Origin of the sequence: Anaerocolumna sp. AGMB13025 (assembly GCF_029689925.1) — a bacterium.
GTDB lineage: Bacteria > Bacillota > Clostridia > Lachnospirales > Lachnospiraceae > Anaerocolumna.
The window spans coordinates 6,496,375-6,513,014 of the sequence record NZ_CP121445.1; the positions used below are offsets into that span (position 1 = coordinate 6,496,375).

The following is a 16,640-nucleotide window of genomic DNA, read 5'->3' on the forward strand; positions in this document are numbered from 1 at the left end:
AGGCATATCCGCAATATATGGTTACTAAAAGAGCAGCCAGACTTACAGATATGCCTGATTATGTGCTATATCTGCTTTTCACTCTGTGCTGTAATTGATTAACCCCAGAGTGAGTCTTATATACACTGTCTTATCTGTAAGTTTATGGCTCAACTCCCCAATTTAAAGTACCGGAAATATAACCGGTCATTTTTGACCAATCCGCATAATTGGTGCCGGTTCCATTAAAGGAATAATCTCCTGTCTGGGTGTAATTCGTCCAGTCACTCTTTGAGAATCTTGTCTGAACTTCAATGGAAGCTCCTGCCTGTAGTTCTCCTGCGGCTGTTGTAAAACCGATTTCCAGGTAATGATCCGCTCCTGATTTTGATGACGGCATAGTTACAAAGTTGCCAGTTACATTACTGCTGCCGGCACTGGACCAATCGCACCAGAAGTTCTGAGGTTTATCACCGTCAATGGTATAATAATATCTAAGAGTTACATCGGATAGTTTTACATTGGTGGTTCCGGAATTATAAAGCTTGATTCTGGGTGCAATACCATTGGTCTGTGCAGCCGTGTTACCGTTAAACATCTGCACTTTAATCTTTCCTGCTGCTACCGAGGTATCAATTACGGTCAGGGTCAGCACCGGATCTTTTCCTGCACTAAGATCAAATACAACGCTGTACACTCCGGTCTGTAAGGCAGCCAAGGCTGCTTTATGCAGGGTAACCGTGGCTCCGTTTACCGTATAATCCGTACCGCTTGTCAGTACTGTACTGCCAACTTTAACAGCATCTAAGGTATGACCTGCCGTGGTAAGGGTAACTGTCACATCAGCCTGCTTTACCGGGTTTTTATCAAAGGTTGCAGTGGTAGGAGTGATGGAGCCTCCTAAAGTCGTATCACTAATCGATACGGTCAGGACAGGATCCACTCCCTTGCTAAAATCAAAGACTAGCTTTAAATCACCTATTTCTTTTCCTGCCAGATAAGCACTGGTAAGAGTTACCACGTCACCGGCAAGGGTATAATCCGTACCTTGTACCAGATAAGCAGTCCCGTCTTTTATTCCATTAAAGGTATTACCGTTTAAGCTCATGGTAACGTCTATGTCTGCCTGGTGCAGGACATTCTTATCAAAAGTAGCTGTTACCGGTGCAATTTCAGAGTTTTCTACCGGCTCTGTGCCTTCGCCAAAAAGCAGGGAATAAACACCATTGGCAATGGCAATATCACACTGTGCCCAGAAACGATGGTAATAGAATTCCGGGTCTGTACCGTTATTATATGCATCCAGTACTTTCTGGTAATCCGGATCATTTTTATATTGGGAACGGATGTCTAAGAATTTTACACCGGGTTTGATGATGTCACCATTGGGCATTTTTCCGCTCCAGCCAGCAGGTATCGCAATTTCCTGGTCGAAGAAACGGTGATAATCCGCTCTTGTTTCCGGGGCTGCAAGCCCTTTGTCGTCTTTATACAGATTCCACATACGGTCTAAGAGTTCCTTGGCAATCACTCTGGCTTCATCATCACCGGAGGCCTTAGAGTAATACAACAAGGCATTGGCTAAGGAACCTGCTACTCCGAGGTCCGTACCATAGCTGTTTACTATTACGTGAAGGTTTGGATTACCGGTATAGGTACCGTTCCAGGTATCCGGCTGACCACTCCAGTCGATATTACTTGGTATTGCAAAGGTACCGTCACTGTTTAATTGAACCACGGTCTTAATCCAGCCCACCCATTTATCCAAAAGTGCTTTGGCTCTAAGATCGCCGGTCTTATAATATAATTCTGCAATACGCTGCATGGACCATGCCTGGAAACCAAACCAGGTATTACTGCCGGGGTCGGCATATACCGGATTCGCTTCGTAACCCATACCATAGAAGGTAGAAGTTCCTGCCGGCCAGGCTTCATAACGACCGTTGCGGGAATTGCTGGCACCTCCCGCTATAGCACCTTCTGAGGACTGTAACCACTGGTAGAATTCCAGCTGTCTGTCAAGGCTTACACTCCAGTCGGCGGCACCATGGGCAGAGGCCGGTTTAAATTCATTGTCTTCTGAAAGGATCCATGCTGCCATAGGATTCTGGTAACCAAAATGGTTATGGCTGCTGCCAATCTTCCAGGCCCAATTGGAGCTGATTCCACCGCCCCAGGCATAATACCAGGACATCAGATAATGGGCGGAATCATAGCCGGTTCCTGCCACTGTCGGAGCACCGATCTTTCTGAAGTACTTATCAAACATTGCATATCTTAAATAATCTCCCATCTTACTGGCTTTACTTCTGTAAGTGCCGATGTCAACACCGGCTTCATCTGCCCACTGATCTGCCCAGTAAGTTGCCTGTATGGCACGGGCATCCGCATCGGGTGCATCGGTGTACCGAAACTGGGTGGAATAATTACTGTCTCCGGTAAATAAGTCCAGATAACCGTTTCTGCCGCCGAATTTCATTGCTTCCCAGCTGGGCTGGGGAACTGTTTCCCAGGTAGATTCTTCTTTGCCTCTTTGGAAGGTGTTGATATAAGATGGTGCTGTTACACCGTCCCCCCGTCTGCCGTAACCATACCAGTTGTCCACATCCAGGAGCCAGTGCATGCCGTACATGGTGCTTGTCCCATACGCAGAGACAAGTTCGCTGTTAATAGGATCTCTTCCGACTGGCGCGCTGAAATCTAACTGTGCCGGATAGAGGCTTGGTAATTCCCACTCTGGCGCATAGGTTGCCGGTTTGCTGGCATCATATCTGCTCATACTGACATTGGGCTGGTCTGCTTCTGTCGGAATGAGATATTGTTCTGCTACATTCCAGGCTTTTTTAAAGCCGGAAAAATCGCCGGTAAATTTACCATACATGGCTCCAAGCCACATGTAATAGCTCATAGCTTCGCTGGTCGTTACATGACCGTAGTCCGGTGCTTCCACGATTAAAGTCTCAACAGAATGATAGGGTATTCCCTGTGGACTAAAATAACCATTGGAGGGATTATTAATATCTCCCCAAAGTTCTAAAAATCTGTCCTGATAGGTGTCCGTACCAGTTTCTGCCGCCTGAGAAATTCTGTCATAATTGCCGGGCACAAAAGAAGCCGCAAGCATTCCAAGGGAGACTGCTGTAACTACCGCAGTCTTTAGGAACCTCCTGCCCCTTCTTATAGGCCGGTGCTGTTGATTACCACGTTCCAATAACTTTTTGTGTAACATACTATAACCTCCTCATCGATTTTTTATCTTACAATTACTCTCAAAATCCTATATCCTGCCGCCGTAGTTTTAGTCACTGCTCCTTTCTCTACCGTATTACAGCCTGATTATAAGTTGTTTGAAATAACTGAAAGCCCCTCAGAAAAATTGTGAGTCGTTATGCTGATACCAGTTGTTATTATGTCCCTTATGCATTTAATGAAGATCTGAGCTCAAACACGCTCCCCAGCTTGTCCTATGTCTGCCCAGTCTGATAGTAATCCTCACTTTCTTATGATTTTGCTCATATTGTCAGATTATTCATCCATATTTACCATTTTATGTAACTATTAATCATGAATATATCATCTATGCTAATCTATGTCAATCATAATTGTTAATTAATTACATTTATTAGCTATATTTACAATAAATTTCAGGTCATATCACTAAGTTACAACAAATAATAGTAAAATATAAATATACACGCGAAATTATGTGATTTTTACTGTAATTTTCACCCTTAGCGGACCATATAGTAAATATCTTTTTCTGTAAAAAATCATCTATAGCGGAAAGTTATGTAATAAGGCATATTTTTTGTTACAAAAAAGAACTCACGCTGCTTTTTTAAGCAAGGTGAGTTCTTATTCTTTTCAACATATTGTTTTACAGTTGACGATGAAGGTTTCCTGCATACTTTGTCCGGTTAGAATTAAAACTACCCGACTTAGTTAGACTGAAACCGGAACCTGTAATTCTGTAATATAATCCTCCGGACTTTCTGAGTCCCATTCCCCTTTTAAATAAAGTTCTCTCTGGGGACCGGTGATGGTATAGCCATTTTCCTGAATCCAGGTTGACAAAGCTGTATATGCCTGGCTTAAGGTCTGATAGGAACCTTTGTGAACGACACAAGCCATTTGTTCCACCTCTTCTAAGAGTCTCACTTTAATCCGGTCATTTCCTTTTAGTTCCCCCACAATGGGTTCTATAATTTCGGCATCTACCTGGTCTTCTTTATGACCGGAGTCGTAATATATGACCATACAAGGCGGTACTATTTTAACTCCTTTCTCTTCAATATAACCTGCAAGCTCTTCCCAGAGATGACCCTGTTCACTGTAAGTGGGTATGAAATCCCTTACGCTTGCTGCTTTTATCGGTTCCACATGTTTTAATACAATATCATAATCCATAGTATAATTCTCCTGTTCATACATCTTTATAAAGGTTTCAAGTTTAGCAAGTCTTTGCTGTTCTGACTTAATTCTGTCCTCCAGTTCGTTATGCTTTAGTTCCAATAATAACTGGAAGGGGTCGGAACTGGCTTTATTCCCTAACACCAGAGCAATCTCTTCAAGGGAAAATCCAAGTTCTTTAAGCGTAATGATGCGGTTTAACCTTGGCATCTGATTTGCAGAATAATAACGGTACCCGGTGAACGTATCTATTTTCTCCGGCTGGAGCAGTCCTATGGCATCGTAATGCCTTAAAGCAGTAACCGTTACGCGGTTTAATTTTGCAAAATCACCTATTCGAAACATAATCCATCCTTTATGTGTACACATATTTTTTTCATACTTTTTTTTAAATAAGGCCTTGATGTAATGATAAACCTTAAGGTAACAGGAGAGTCAATATACAAATATAATTTTATGAATTTTTATTTTGTGGGTTTTATTTTCTGAGTTTTAATTTCTAAATTAAATTTTGTGAGTTTTATTTTGTGAATATCATTTTCTGCACTTTATTCTGATTTTTATTTATTTATTTTGTGAATTTCATTTTCTGGATTTTATTTTCTGGATTTTATTTTCTGGATTTTATTTTCTGAATTTTATTTTCTGAATTTCATTTTCTGGATTTCATTTTCTGAATTTATTTTCTGAATTTGTTTTCTGAATTTGTTACCTTAATTAGTTATCTGAATGAACTGATTATTGTGTCGTCTCTCAACCTGCTTATATGAATATCAGTATATAATAAAGATACAAAATTGACCTCTAAATGCGCATTTCTTACTCAAGCTAGCAGTATAAAAACGAAAAAACACTTGATAAAATCAGCTTTTAACCTAATTGAAAGATGATTATACTTGCTCCATTTCCTTCAATGCTGATTTTATCAAGTATACTAATACAGAAATACCTTAAGGATTACCCCCATTTACACTTTTCCCCTGATCGTCCCAGCTGTTCCCGTTACCCCAGGAGTCATCCTCTGAACCGTTGCCGGAGCTGTCATCTGTACCCGGATAATCGCTCTGACCGTCATCGATGGTTGTACCGTCCTCCTGACTGTTATCGCCCCAGCCGTCATCGTTATCACCTGGTGTACCAGAAGTATCGCCCGGGTCTTCCTCCGTATCTCCGCTATCTATGGTCTGGTCTTCGGTTCCCGTGTTTTCACCTGTTTGTTCCTGGGTTTCGGTGGTCTCCTGGGTTTCCTGGGTTTCAATCGTTTCCTCCTGAGTATTCTCCGGGATATGGTTATCTTCATAAGGGGTAAAGGCTTTGTATTCCAGTCCTTTGTGGATTGCATTCATATACTGCTTCCAGATGGACCCCGGATAGGTCGCACCGGATAAGCCGCTCATGGCTTTTGGAATGTCGTATCCAACCCATACACCAGTGGTATAATAAGGGGTAAAGCCTACAAACCAACCGTCTTTTTTCTCATTGGTGGTTCCGGTCTTACCGGCACTGGCCATATTGTCAAGTCCAAGACCTGCTCCGGTTCCTCTGATAATAACACCCGTCATTACATCCGTCATCATTCTTGCGGCATTGACATCATAGATTCTTTTTTTGGATTTGTTTTCCTCTACGATTAAGTTTCCTTCGGAATCCGTTATTTTTACAATACAGGTCGGTTCCCTGTAAACGCCGTCATTTTCAAGGGTAGCATAACCTGCGGTCATCTCGACCGGACTTGCGCCGTTGGTTAAGCCGCCAAGAGACGCTGCCGGGTAATAATCGTTTTTATCAATTTTACTAAAGTTCATTTTTAACAAATAGGATAAGCCGACTTTGGGAGTAAGCTCTTCAAAGAGTCTCCAGGCAACGGTATTTTTAGACTTTTCAACTGCCTTACGAATCGGTATTTTACCCAAATATACGCCGTCTGAATTGGACGGGCCGCCTTCGAATTTTTCATCTGTTACAATGTCCTCGGGATAACGCCCGTTTTCAAAGGTCGGGGTGTAAACAATCAGGGGTTTAATGGAACTTCCCGGCTGTCTGAAGCTTTGATATCCCCGGTTAAGGGTATAACCCACTGACTTTTGGTATCTTCCGCCGACAATGGCAACCACTCTGCCGGTTTTATTTTCAATGGATACGGCTGCTCCTTGTAAGGTAAAAATGCCATCTTTGTTCTTATCGGTAAAAGCTTTCAAGTTTTCATCCACTGCCGTTTGCAGTTCCTTTTGCTTCTTTAAGTCAATGGAGGTATAAATGCGGTAACCTTCCGTATACAGGGATTTCTGCAAACGGTTATAGGCTTCATTGTATTTTAGTTCATATTCCTTCCGGTCTTCGTCGCTGTCAAAAACATTACGGAACTCAAAACCCTCCTTTGCCATTAAAGCCCTGGTGGCAGAATAAAAGACATAGGTTTCAACATAATTGTTCTTCGTTAACTTCTTTTGGACCAGTTTAATTTCCTCATTACAGGCGTCGTCATACTCTTCCTTGTCAATCCGTCCGTCCTTATACATCTGAAGCAGGATTCTGTCCCGGCGTTTTACCGTATTCTCAGGATGGTCTTCCGGATCATATAAGGTAGGGTTATTGGGTATAGCACAAAGAAAGGCTATCTGGGATAAACTTAATTTATCCACGGTTTTGTTAAAATAACCCCGGCTTGCAGCCTGGATTCCATAATATCCGTTGGCAAAATAGATATTATTAAGATAAAATTCCATAATCTGTTCTTTCGAGTACTTCTTCTCCAGTTCCACCGAGATAAAGATTTCCTTTAGTTTTCTCTCGATACTTACTTCATTGGTTAAAAAGATGCCTCTGGCAAGCTGCTGGGTAATGGTACTGGCACCCTGGGTTACACCGCCTTTGTGCTTAATTAAGGCGATGGCAGCACGGATATTGGCTTTTAAGTCTATCCCCGCATGCTCCATGAATTTTTTGTCTTCAATGGAAATCATAGCCCCTACGGCTTCTGTTGGTATATCGTCATAACTTAAATAATAAACATCCTTGACTCCCTTTAAAACCGATATAAGCTTTTTATTAGAACCATATACCAGACTGGTTTCAGCCTGTCTGAAGGTATCTGGAGTGGACTCACCCACTAACTTTTCTGCCTCTTTTTGATAGTTGGTAAAATCATCTCCGTATTTTAAGTAGATAACCAGGATTCCGATTAACATGGACATTGAAAATACAAAACTGGAGATTAGCAGAATCCAGTGAAGCCTTTTACGGAACTTGGAACGGTGTTTTTTCTTTTGGGGTTTGGTACCGTCTATGTTTGTTTTCTTATGTATGTTTCTATTCTTTTGTGAATTGCTGGTTTTCTTAGCAGTATTACTGCTGGTATTTCTGTTTTGATTACTTGTATTTCTATTGCTTGTGTTTTGATTGGTTCTAGTCGTGTTATTTTCCATAATATCCTCTTTATTTCCTTGCTGGGACATTGCTGTTCCAGACTGATTGGGTCTTAGCCAAAGGTTAACTGCCCTCGGTTAAGTCTATATAGTTATAATTTATATTTAACCTGTCTAATATGGATTTTTCCCTGTTATGGCAGGTAAATAACAACACCTGGCCTTTCCTTTCTTTCGCAAGATATAAAAGGGCTGCTTCGGTCCGGTAATCGTCATATAAAGCAAAACAATCATCTATAAGGATTGGCATAATTTTCCCTTTATAAACCAGATCGGCTACGGCAAGCCTAAGGGCAAAGTATAATTGCTCAATGGTTCCTGCACTTAATTTATTTAACAATACATAATTGTCTTTATGACCTACTTTAATATTTAACTTTTCATCTATTTTAATATCCAGGTATTTTTGGTTTGTAACCTCACCGGTAAGTTTCGATACCAGCTCGTTTAACTCTCTCCCAAAACTATCATGAATGTCAAGGGACAGACCGTTAATGGTATCCATGGACAGTTTAATGGCTTCTAATTCCAGGTCATTGGCACGTTTCTGCTTTAAGAGTTCTTCATATTGTTCTTGATCCTTAAGCAGTTTATCTTCACAGCCTTCTAAAGCTGCCAGCTCCCATCTCAACTTTTCCTTTTGTATCCGCAGGTTCTCTGTCTTCTTCCCATAGAGTTCCTGATTTCTTACCAGGGATTGCTTTTTGGAAATCACATAGTTTTCTATTTCCATAAACTTATATTCCTCCAGCCTATCCCCTTCCGGTTTCGTCTCATTCAGCTTATTCTCTTTCAGCTTATCCTCTTCCAGTTTATTCTCTTTCAGCTTATTCTCATCCAGCTTATTCTCATCCAGTTTATAATCTGCAAGCTTATTCCTCTCTAAGCAGTTGCTTATAAATACATCTCCTGTTGCGCTTAACACTAAGGGTTCTAAATATTGGGTGATTTCCTTCTCTGCCTGAGTGATTTTTTTATGAAGCAGTTCTATCTGTTCACTATATTCATTTCTCTGCTTTAACAGATGTTCTATCGTCATCTCCAGTCTGAGGGCTTCTTCATATTTGGTCTTTAAAGCCTTTTCATCCGGTGCTTGAAAGGTAGTTAGTATAGTTTTTATGGTATTTCTCTTTTCCCTAAGGATTTTATCCTGTTCTATCTGCGCGAAATTTAACCTATTCTGACGTTTTAATAATCTACCGTTAAGAATAAGAAACACAAGTATTCCTGTAAAAAGGAACAAAAAGCCGATGAAAGAAACCATAAAGTTTTTCCCCATAGATAATAATAGCAGTACAATACCGGTCATTACAGGCAGTAGAGAAAAGACTGCCCGCTTCGTTTTATCCTGGTTTAGGAGTTGGTTTTCTTCACTTATATACGCCTTATTTTCTTCTTCGCAGTTTGCGATTTCGTATTTTAGTGTATCCAGTTCTTTTATCTTATTCTTTAGTAGTTTGATATGGTCATCCCGGAAGTCCGGAAGGCGTTCTTCCACTAAGGCAAGCTTTTCCTGATAGGATGCTTTTTGCTGTCTGGCCTCTTTATAATTCTGATACTTTTCTTTTATCACCGGGAATTGATTCAGATAATTAATAAATTCCTGCAGTGGGGTAAACTCTTTCGACGTAGTCTCCTTCGCTAAAACTTCCTGACTTCTTTTAAGTGCAAGCTCCTGTTCTTCGAGGTCTTTTAGTAAAAGGGTTAATTGATCCAGCTTCTCTTCCTGTTTAATACCTTCTTCTATATCTTTTTCTAGGGCTGATAGCTTATCACTTAACGAGCTGGCATCAAGTGCCTTTTTCTTATCCTGCAGGTAGCCAAGGGCTTTGGTGACATCCACTTCATTGCTTTTGGTCAGGGAAATATTCGTAATATAATTACGCACCTCCTCTGCCAGCTCCTGGTCTGTCCTTACCTTTAGCTGCTCGATGCTGATGGTATTGCGGTAACCCGCTTCGGTAAGCCCTCCGTATAGATTTTTAAGTTCCTCTGGTCCTAACTCCAGTTCCCTGCCGGTATCTATGTCAAGAATTGTACAATTCTTATTGTTTTTATCAAAATTTCTAATAATCCTAATGTTTTTACCCTCTGCAGCCAAATCCAGGCTGCCGTAATAGGAACCCGGGCGGTCCCAGGGTTTATACTTTTCATATATATCATCTTTAGAAGCCCTGCCTCTTAACTTCTCAATTCCAAAGAGCATGCCTTTTATAAAGGTATGAAGGGTCGATTTACCGGCTTCGTTTTCACCGTAAATTAAGTTGATGCCGTCCTGTAAGGGGAGGGATTTGTTATGAAATTTTCCAAAATCGTTAAGGCGTATCTCTTTTAGCTGCAAATCCGTTATCCCCCGTTACTTATAATTTTTAGCCCCAAGCAAGGCTTCAATGCCGTAATATAAGGCCTTATCCGCTACCTCATCCTGTTTTAAGCCTTCTTTAATCCGCTTTATGTAAAGTCCTATGATATTGTCCTGATTTTCCAGATATAAGGTTTCAAAATCATAATCCGGTACTGTATCGTCTATTACTTCTACTACATTGCCAAGTTTTTTAAATTCTTCTGTATGGAATACGATATCCGTATCCCGAAAGCCAATCAATTGAAGCAGATATAAATGATGACTGCCCTGTTCGGAGATCATTTTCCTGGCTATATCAAGAAGTTCTCCATGGGTCATACCCTGAGCCACAGGAAGTTCCAGTTTTATGTACTGCCTTAAAGAATTTGGTACAAATGTTATTTTGAGGTCTGATTGTTCTCCCTCCTTATTGATTTCTCCAAGGATATAACCCCGCTCTCCGGTTTCTGTCTTATCAAGAGGTTCCAGGGAGCCGGCATAAGCCATTCGTTCACCGAACATCTGAGGTTTATGGATATGCCCAAGGGCTATGTAGTCAAATCCATTTCCCAGCAAAGCTTTTTTATCTATGGGTATATCATATTCGCTGCCGCCGTGGGCCAGTAAAATATTAATCCGTTCCTCACAGCCGGGACTGGCTCTGTCATAGAGAGGTTCCTTTATGAATCTGGTGTGATAGCTCAGTCCGTAAACCTCTGTATTGATGTCCTCCAGATAAATGCTGTCTAAGGAAGCTTCCGAAAGCATATGTACCCCCTCTCCCCAGTCAAATGAAACATAATTTGATCTGCCGCTGATATAATCATGGTTTCCGGCTATAAGCACTACCTGGGTTTTGGTTAATTTCTGAAAGCAGTAGCTGATCTCTTTTAATTCACGGATTAGGGGCTGCTTATGAAACAAGTCACCGGCAATCAGCAATAAATCCACTTCCTGCTGGTTACAGATATCAATTATGTTATGAAAGCTGTAAAGGATTTCTTTCTCCCGCTCTGCTCCCCAGGGATAACCTGGATCCGGTGCCGCTCCGAGATGTATATCTGCAATATGAATAAATTTCATCCGGTCACCTCCTATTGCCTGGATATCATCAATTTTATATCGTCTACTATATCACAAAAAACTTTAATATTCTATTAATGTTCTATTAAAAAAACGCCCCAAACCTTAAGATTTCTTGTCTTTAAGGTCTGGGGCAGACTAATTTACCATAGGCTTTTTCTACAATTTTTTAATTGTATCGCTTTAAAATCTCTGTTCAAAAATCTGTATATTATTCATATTTACTTCGTAAGTACCCGTATCCGTATATTTGTTAACCTTCTTGCCGGCAAATACATCTACAAGCTGTTCTAAGGTTACCGAGCCCCAGACAAAGGGGCGCTGGGCAATGGCTGCATGGATATTGCCTTTACGCATGTGATTTGCAATCTCCTTGGTAAAATCCACGGTAACGACTTTGATACTTGGATGATGCTTATTCATATATCTGGCATAAGCCAAGCCCCAGCCTACATTGGTTGCAAATACCAGTTTTGTATTCGGATGGTCTTTTAACATCTTATCGATGATTTTTTCTGCCTCTGCTTCGGTGGGTTCTCCTACCACATCTACTTTATGTACCTTAATGTCCGAATCCTTCAACTCTTTTAAGAAGCCTTCCGCACGTTCTTCTATGGTGGCCATCTTGTAATCCGACCACAGACCAATAATTACTTCGCCTTCATTATTTAAGAGATGTTTGACAACTCTGCCGGAATTCATACCGCATTGGAGGGCGTTGGTGCCAATTAAGGCTTCATAGGGTATACCTTCTACGGTGGATAAGATAAATATGATTTTAATGCCTGCATCCACTGCTTTCTTAAGCCGTTCCCCAATCTTTGGATCAGCTATGGGGGATATGACAATGGCATCGTATTCATTCACCAAAATCTTATCAAGGATTTCCGCCATCTCCTGGGTTCCCTGTTTACCTCTGGTCTTAGGCGCAAATATGGAGATGTCAAAATCAAGGATTTTTGCAGTCTTTTCCGCTTCTTTTGCTGCCGGTTCCCAGAATGGATCATCTAAATCCCAGATCATGGCAATCTTTTTCTTTTTCTTAAGGCTTACCGCAGTCTGAATGGTTTTGGAATTGCCGTGGATAAGTTCTACTTTACCGCACAGATTCTGGGACATCTTGACTAATATATCTGCCATACTGTTCTGATTGATGGTTAAGGAAGCTACTTCTTCCGTCGTTGCAGACGCTTCCTCCACCACAGATGCAATACTGCCGATGGTATCAATCAGCTTTTCCTTCTCACCGGTTAATTCCTCCACATCCTTATTGAATTCCTTCTGCCTTACAATGAAATCATCTACCGTAGTGGATACTTTCTCCGCTGAGGTAATTACTTTATCAACAGACTCCGTCTGGGCAGAAAATATGGTGCCCGAAGTATCTATTACAACTTTTAAGTTATCCAGTTCTTTTACCACATCTGTTATGGACTTATTAATATGTTCGCTGGCTTGTCTGCTTTCTTCGGAAAGCTTTCTTACTTCTTCTGCTACTACTGCAAAACCCTTACCGGCATCCCCTGCTCTGGCGGCTTCGATGGAGGCATTTAAGGCAAGGAGGTTGGTCTGGGAGGCGATTCCGTACAAAACCTTGGTTACCTCGGTTATTTTCTGGGTCTTATCTAACAGCAGATAAATCTCCTGTGTTATATTTTCAATTACTTGCTGGTTTTTTTCCTGGTTTACAATTAGATTTTGGATGGCTTCTTTTCCATTCGTATTTTCTGCGCTCATGCCATACGCCATCTGGATTAGTTCTTTGGATTTTGTGTCCATACTGTTAATCTTTTCTGCCAGGTGATCCGCCACTTCCATACACCGCCCCACATCTTCGGTCTGTGACTGAGCCCCTTTGGCTATGTATTCCGCAGATAATTTAACACTGTTGGAGGCATCTACGATTTCTTCTACTACACCTTCTAATTGCCCGGAGATGGATTTCACGTTTTCAAATTCATTCTTAAACTGTGTGAAATAATTCCTGTAATCTTTATAAATCTGTACCAGATTCCCTTCACCAGTCCCTGTATCCTCTTTAAAATCCCAGCTCAAAAGCTTCTCCAAGGTAATTATATCACTTTGTCTGCCCTTTGTTTTATTACCCAATTTCAACATTATATGAACCCTCCGACTGCTATATAGTTTCTCAAATTATAGCATAAAATATAGTAATTTGCAAACATTAACTGGTTTAATTTCACATTTATTGGAAATATTAGGCGTATTATGAAAGACTGTGACAAGCAATCTTCTACCCCGATTTCACCATCTAATTACCTTAAATTTTCCATGGTAAATTATTGCAAATGAGGTGAACAAGTAGTATAGTAAAACTATACTTTACTTAGGAGGAAATTGCTATGCCTTTCGGAATGAAAAATATCTTACAGGGTGGTTTTGCCGGTAACTACAGCGAAGTTCCTATTGCAGAACTGGAAAAAGACTACGGACAGTATTTAATGGACGGCGAAAAAATTACCATGGGCTTTAAACTGGTAAGAGATGCCCTTATCTTTACGGAGAAACGTATTATTATGACGGATAAACAGGGTGCCACCGGTACTAAAATGAGGGTCACCTCCATCAATCTCTTATCTGTTGTTAATGTCACAATGGAAACCTCCGGCTTTGGCTTTGATGACAGCGAACTGACCTTCACTTACATAAGTTCGCCGGAACTAAAGGGCCATCATGTTGAGTATGCAGCCCACAAGCTGGAATTCCCGAAGAAGTTCAATGTTCAGGGACTTTATAAAATTCTGCAGGAACTGGCTTATGAAAACTATTTAAGGATAAATAACCTGTCTGAATAATCTGAGGATAGGATAAAAACTTTAATTGGTTTTACAAATTAGAACTACAATAAGTAGTACAATTAGTGGCACAATTAGTAGTACAATAAAATCGAAATTAATACTATTAATTTGAAATTTAGTTAGTTAAAAACTTAGTTAAAAACCCAATATAAAAGCAGGGAATCTGATTGTTATGCAGGCTCCCTGTTTTCAGTTTTTTGTGCATGTCAGTTACTGAAAAAGGCGTATTCCTTCTAGTTGTCATTACTATTTTTCATTAGCTAAGATGCCAAAATCTAAATTTGCCGTTACTCTTATATCCTCTATTTAATTTAACAGAAAGGAAATTTGTATGAATGATTTAATCAAGTTAGGTATCATCGGAGATTATGATGAGAAAAAACCCTCCCATTTGGCTACCAATGAAGCAATAAGACACTGTGCCGCACAGTTATCAATGAATGCTGAGATTTTCTGGCTTCCGACTAAAAGCCTGGAGGACGGTATCTATGGTGGTAACGGAAAAAATATGGAACCGGAAGCTTTTGACGGTTTCTTTTGCTCACCGGGTAGTCCCTATGTAAGCTATACTGGAGCAATTAAGGGGATTCGGTTTGCCAGGGAGCATGATTATCCCTTTCTTGGCACCTGCGGAGGTTTCCAGCATGCAGTTATGGAATATGCTAATGATGTTCTTGGAATTTCTGAGGTTTCCCATGCAGAGTATAACCCTGACGCCTCTAAATTCTTCATTGCGCCTTTATCCTGCTCCCTTGTGGGCGAGACAAAAAAAATATATTTGAAGAAGGATACTCTTATCCACAAAATCTACGGCGAAGCAGAGATTATTGAACGGTACAACTGTAGTTTCGGCTTAAACCCCACTTATCAGCATATGTTTGACAACAGCGGCTTCCATATTGCCGGTACGGATGAACAGGATGAAGTAAGGATTTTTGAACTTGCCGGTGCCAGATTTTACGTCGCTACCCTGTTCCAGCCCCAGCTAAGTTCCACCAAAGAAAATCCTCATAAATTAATCCTCGCCTATCTGGAGGCCGTGCGGAAATTTCATGAGGAATATCATCCTTAATATAGGCTCCTTTTGACATACAAATCATATATTAAATCTTCAAACTTCGCAGTTATTTTTAGCCTTGGTATACTTGATAAAATCAGCAAGGAAGGGGATTCAGGGGCTGTTGCAAAATATAGGATACCAGCCCTGGGCATAGAATAAGGATTGTATTTTGCAAAAATTTTGTTCCAAGTTCGCGCGAATATACGGCTGCATTCTCTTTCTTGCAGCCATTCGCGCATACTTTCCACAAAATTTTTGCAAAATACAATCCTTATTCTCTCCCAGATAATTTAGTCTTTGATTTACAACAGCCCCAATTTAGCTTTCGGGCTGATTTTATCAAGTATTTTTAAGTTTATTAACTGCTAAGTTAGAGTTATATATTATAAAATTCCTTCAGTAGCTATTCCTGCTTCTGTTAATCTTTTGTTGTTATCAAGAAGCAGGCGGTTGGCTGTTACCTGAATTAAATTAGGCGCGGTATCTTTATAGGTCTCAATGGCGATTGGCTTAGTACCTGGGGTGGTTCTTCCAAACAGCTTTTCTTCTATCTGTTCTACAATGACATAGGCAGCATAGGCATGGGGTAATGTTTTATCCTTTTTAGCCTGGTATTTAAACTTGTAAAGTAAATCGAGAGGTTTGGTATTATAAATCAATTCCACCAGTTTAGCGCGGTATTCCAGATTTCTTGCATTCAGATTTGGATAGTTTATGTAATCATTTAGATGCTGGGCTTCGTGTTTTAAGAACCATACCTGAAACTCTTCACTCTGTGTATCAACAGGCTTTGCTGTGTTATTCACATAGAACAGACCTTCCTCATTTGCCCAGCCTCCCGTATGGCGTTTTCCAAAGGTGGCATAAAAAGCCCAGCCCAACATCAGAAAATCGGACAGGAAATAAACCGTTACTTTTTGCTCTCCTACCGGAAGTGTAACGATAAAATCCTTTTTACAGGTCGTTTTCCATATGTAAGGACCTCGAAAGGGCGGCGTTACACCTCCTAAAAAGGTATAACCTTTCTCCCTGAACTTAATTTCAAGGAGCTCTTCTGTCTTATCTAAATCTGTTAATGCATCTTTAACACCCTGATCCGCCAATAGCTTGAATAATTTCATATTCAGCTGTGTTTCGGCGGGTTCTGGAGGGTTTTTTGTTAATACGAGACGAAAATACTCGTAATAACAGTTCATTACCTCTTCTATCCAGGGCTCCTCGGTCGTTATGCCGGTTGGTTCTGTTTTGCTTAGAAACCGATTGGTATATTGCTTTTCCAGTAATAATAACTCATCATTTTTATCTGGTTCTGATTTCAAATATTCGATTGCCTGTAATACCTCTCCCTGCAAACACAGGGAATAAAATCTCTGTTCATCCATTTTTCGTATGCTCCTTCTATATTACTTAATCCGGATGATTTATTGTAGCAGGTACTTGCTTTATCCTACAGCAAGTAACCGTTGAGTGACACTAAATGAATAGTTGAGTTTTAATTATGCCCGATTGTATTTACCTTA

At 40.5% G+C, this 16,640-nt stretch carries 9 protein-coding genes; 2 read left to right on the plus strand and 7 right to left on the minus strand.

Annotated features, from left to right (window positions below; all coding sequences use genetic code 11):
- Positions 1-142: 142 nt before the first annotated feature.
- The 6 genes from QA584_RS28665 to QA584_RS27275 all read right to left on the minus strand — a co-directional run bounded on the left by QA584_RS28665 (position 143) and on the right by QA584_RS27275 (position 13,359).
- On the minus strand, positions 143-3,208 hold the full coding sequence (locus tag QA584_RS28665) for a glycoside hydrolase family 48 protein (RefSeq protein WP_331487775.1): 3,066 nt from the start codon (positions 3,206-3,208) through the stop codon (positions 143-145).
- A 713-nt stretch (positions 3,209-3,921) separates the two neighbouring features.
- Positions 3,922-4,734 carry a MerR family transcriptional regulator gene (locus QA584_RS27255; RefSeq protein WP_278272241.1) on the minus strand — a complete coding sequence of 271 codons (813 nt, stop codon included), beginning with the start codon at positions 4,732-4,734 and terminating at the stop codon, positions 3,922-3,924.
- A gap of 605 nt (positions 4,735-5,339) precedes the next feature.
- Complete coding sequence (locus tag QA584_RS27260) at positions 5,340-7,814, minus strand: transglycosylase domain-containing protein (protein WP_278272242.1); 2,475 nt, start codon at positions 7,812-7,814, stop codon at positions 5,340-5,342.
- A 64-nt stretch (positions 7,815-7,878) separates the two neighbouring features.
- Positions 7,879-10,155, minus strand: coding sequence for an ATP-binding protein (locus QA584_RS27265; RefSeq protein WP_278272243.1), 2,277 nt, complete (start codon positions 10,153-10,155; stop codon positions 7,879-7,881).
- Between the two features lie 15 nt (positions 10,156-10,170).
- The gene (locus QA584_RS27270) at positions 10,171-11,241 is read right to left on the minus strand and encodes a metallophosphoesterase family protein (protein WP_278272244.1); all 1,071 of its coding nucleotides are present in this window, start codon (positions 11,239-11,241) and stop codon (positions 10,171-10,173) included.
- Between the two features lie 183 nt (positions 11,242-11,424).
- On the minus strand, positions 11,425-13,359 hold the full coding sequence (locus QA584_RS27275; protein ID WP_278272245.1) for a substrate-binding domain-containing protein: 1,935 nt from the start codon (positions 13,357-13,359) through the stop codon (positions 11,425-11,427).
- A 245-nt stretch (positions 13,360-13,604) separates the two neighbouring features.
- Between QA584_RS27275 and QA584_RS27280 the strand changes: the two genes are divergently transcribed.
- Positions 13,605-14,057, plus strand: coding sequence for a PH domain-containing protein (locus QA584_RS27280; protein ID WP_278272246.1), 453 nt, complete (start codon positions 13,605-13,607; stop codon positions 14,055-14,057).
- A gap of 334 nt (positions 14,058-14,391) precedes the next feature.
- A complete protein-coding gene (locus tag QA584_RS27285; protein ID WP_278272247.1) occupies positions 14,392-15,132 on the plus strand; it encodes a CTP synthase C-terminal region-related (seleno)protein in 741 nt (246 codons plus the stop codon).
- 371 nt (positions 15,133-15,503) lie between these two features.
- Here the strand turns inward: QA584_RS27285 and QA584_RS27290 are convergent, their stop codons facing one another.
- Positions 15,504-16,502, minus strand: coding sequence for a hypothetical protein (locus tag QA584_RS27290; RefSeq protein WP_278272248.1), 999 nt, complete (start codon positions 16,500-16,502; stop codon positions 15,504-15,506).
- Positions 16,503-16,640 lie beyond the last annotated feature (138 nt).

What these genes read in the sequence shown, in the direction of transcription:
- QA584_RS27260 (WP_278272242.1), bottom strand. Translation starts at nt 7,814, where the DNA reads ATGGAAAATAACACGACTAGAACCAATCAAAACACAAGCAATAGAAAT.
- QA584_RS27275 (WP_278272245.1), bottom strand. Translation starts at nt 13,359, where the DNA reads ATGTTGAAATTGGGTAATAAAACAAAGGGCAGACAAAGTGATATAATT.
- QA584_RS27280 (WP_278272246.1), top strand. Translation starts at nt 13,605, where the DNA reads ATGCCTTTCGGAATGAAAAATATCTTACAGGGTGGTTTTGCCGGTAAC.
- QA584_RS27255 (WP_278272241.1), bottom strand. Translation starts at nt 4,734, where the DNA reads ATGTTTCGAATAGGTGATTTTGCAAAATTAAACCGCGTAACGGTTACT.
- QA584_RS28665 (WP_331487775.1), bottom strand. Translation starts at nt 3,208, where the DNA reads ATGTTACACAAAAAGTTATTGGAACGTGGTAATCAACAGCACCGGCCT.
- QA584_RS27285 (WP_278272247.1), top strand. Translation starts at nt 14,392, where the DNA reads ATGAATGATTTAATCAAGTTAGGTATCATCGGAGATTATGATGAGAAA.
- QA584_RS27270 (WP_278272244.1), bottom strand. Translation starts at nt 11,241, where the DNA reads ATGAAATTTATTCATATTGCAGATATACATCTCGGAGCGGCACCGGAT.
- QA584_RS27290 (WP_278272248.1), bottom strand. Translation starts at nt 16,502, where the DNA reads ATGGATGAACAGAGATTTTATTCCCTGTGTTTGCAGGGAGAGGTATTA.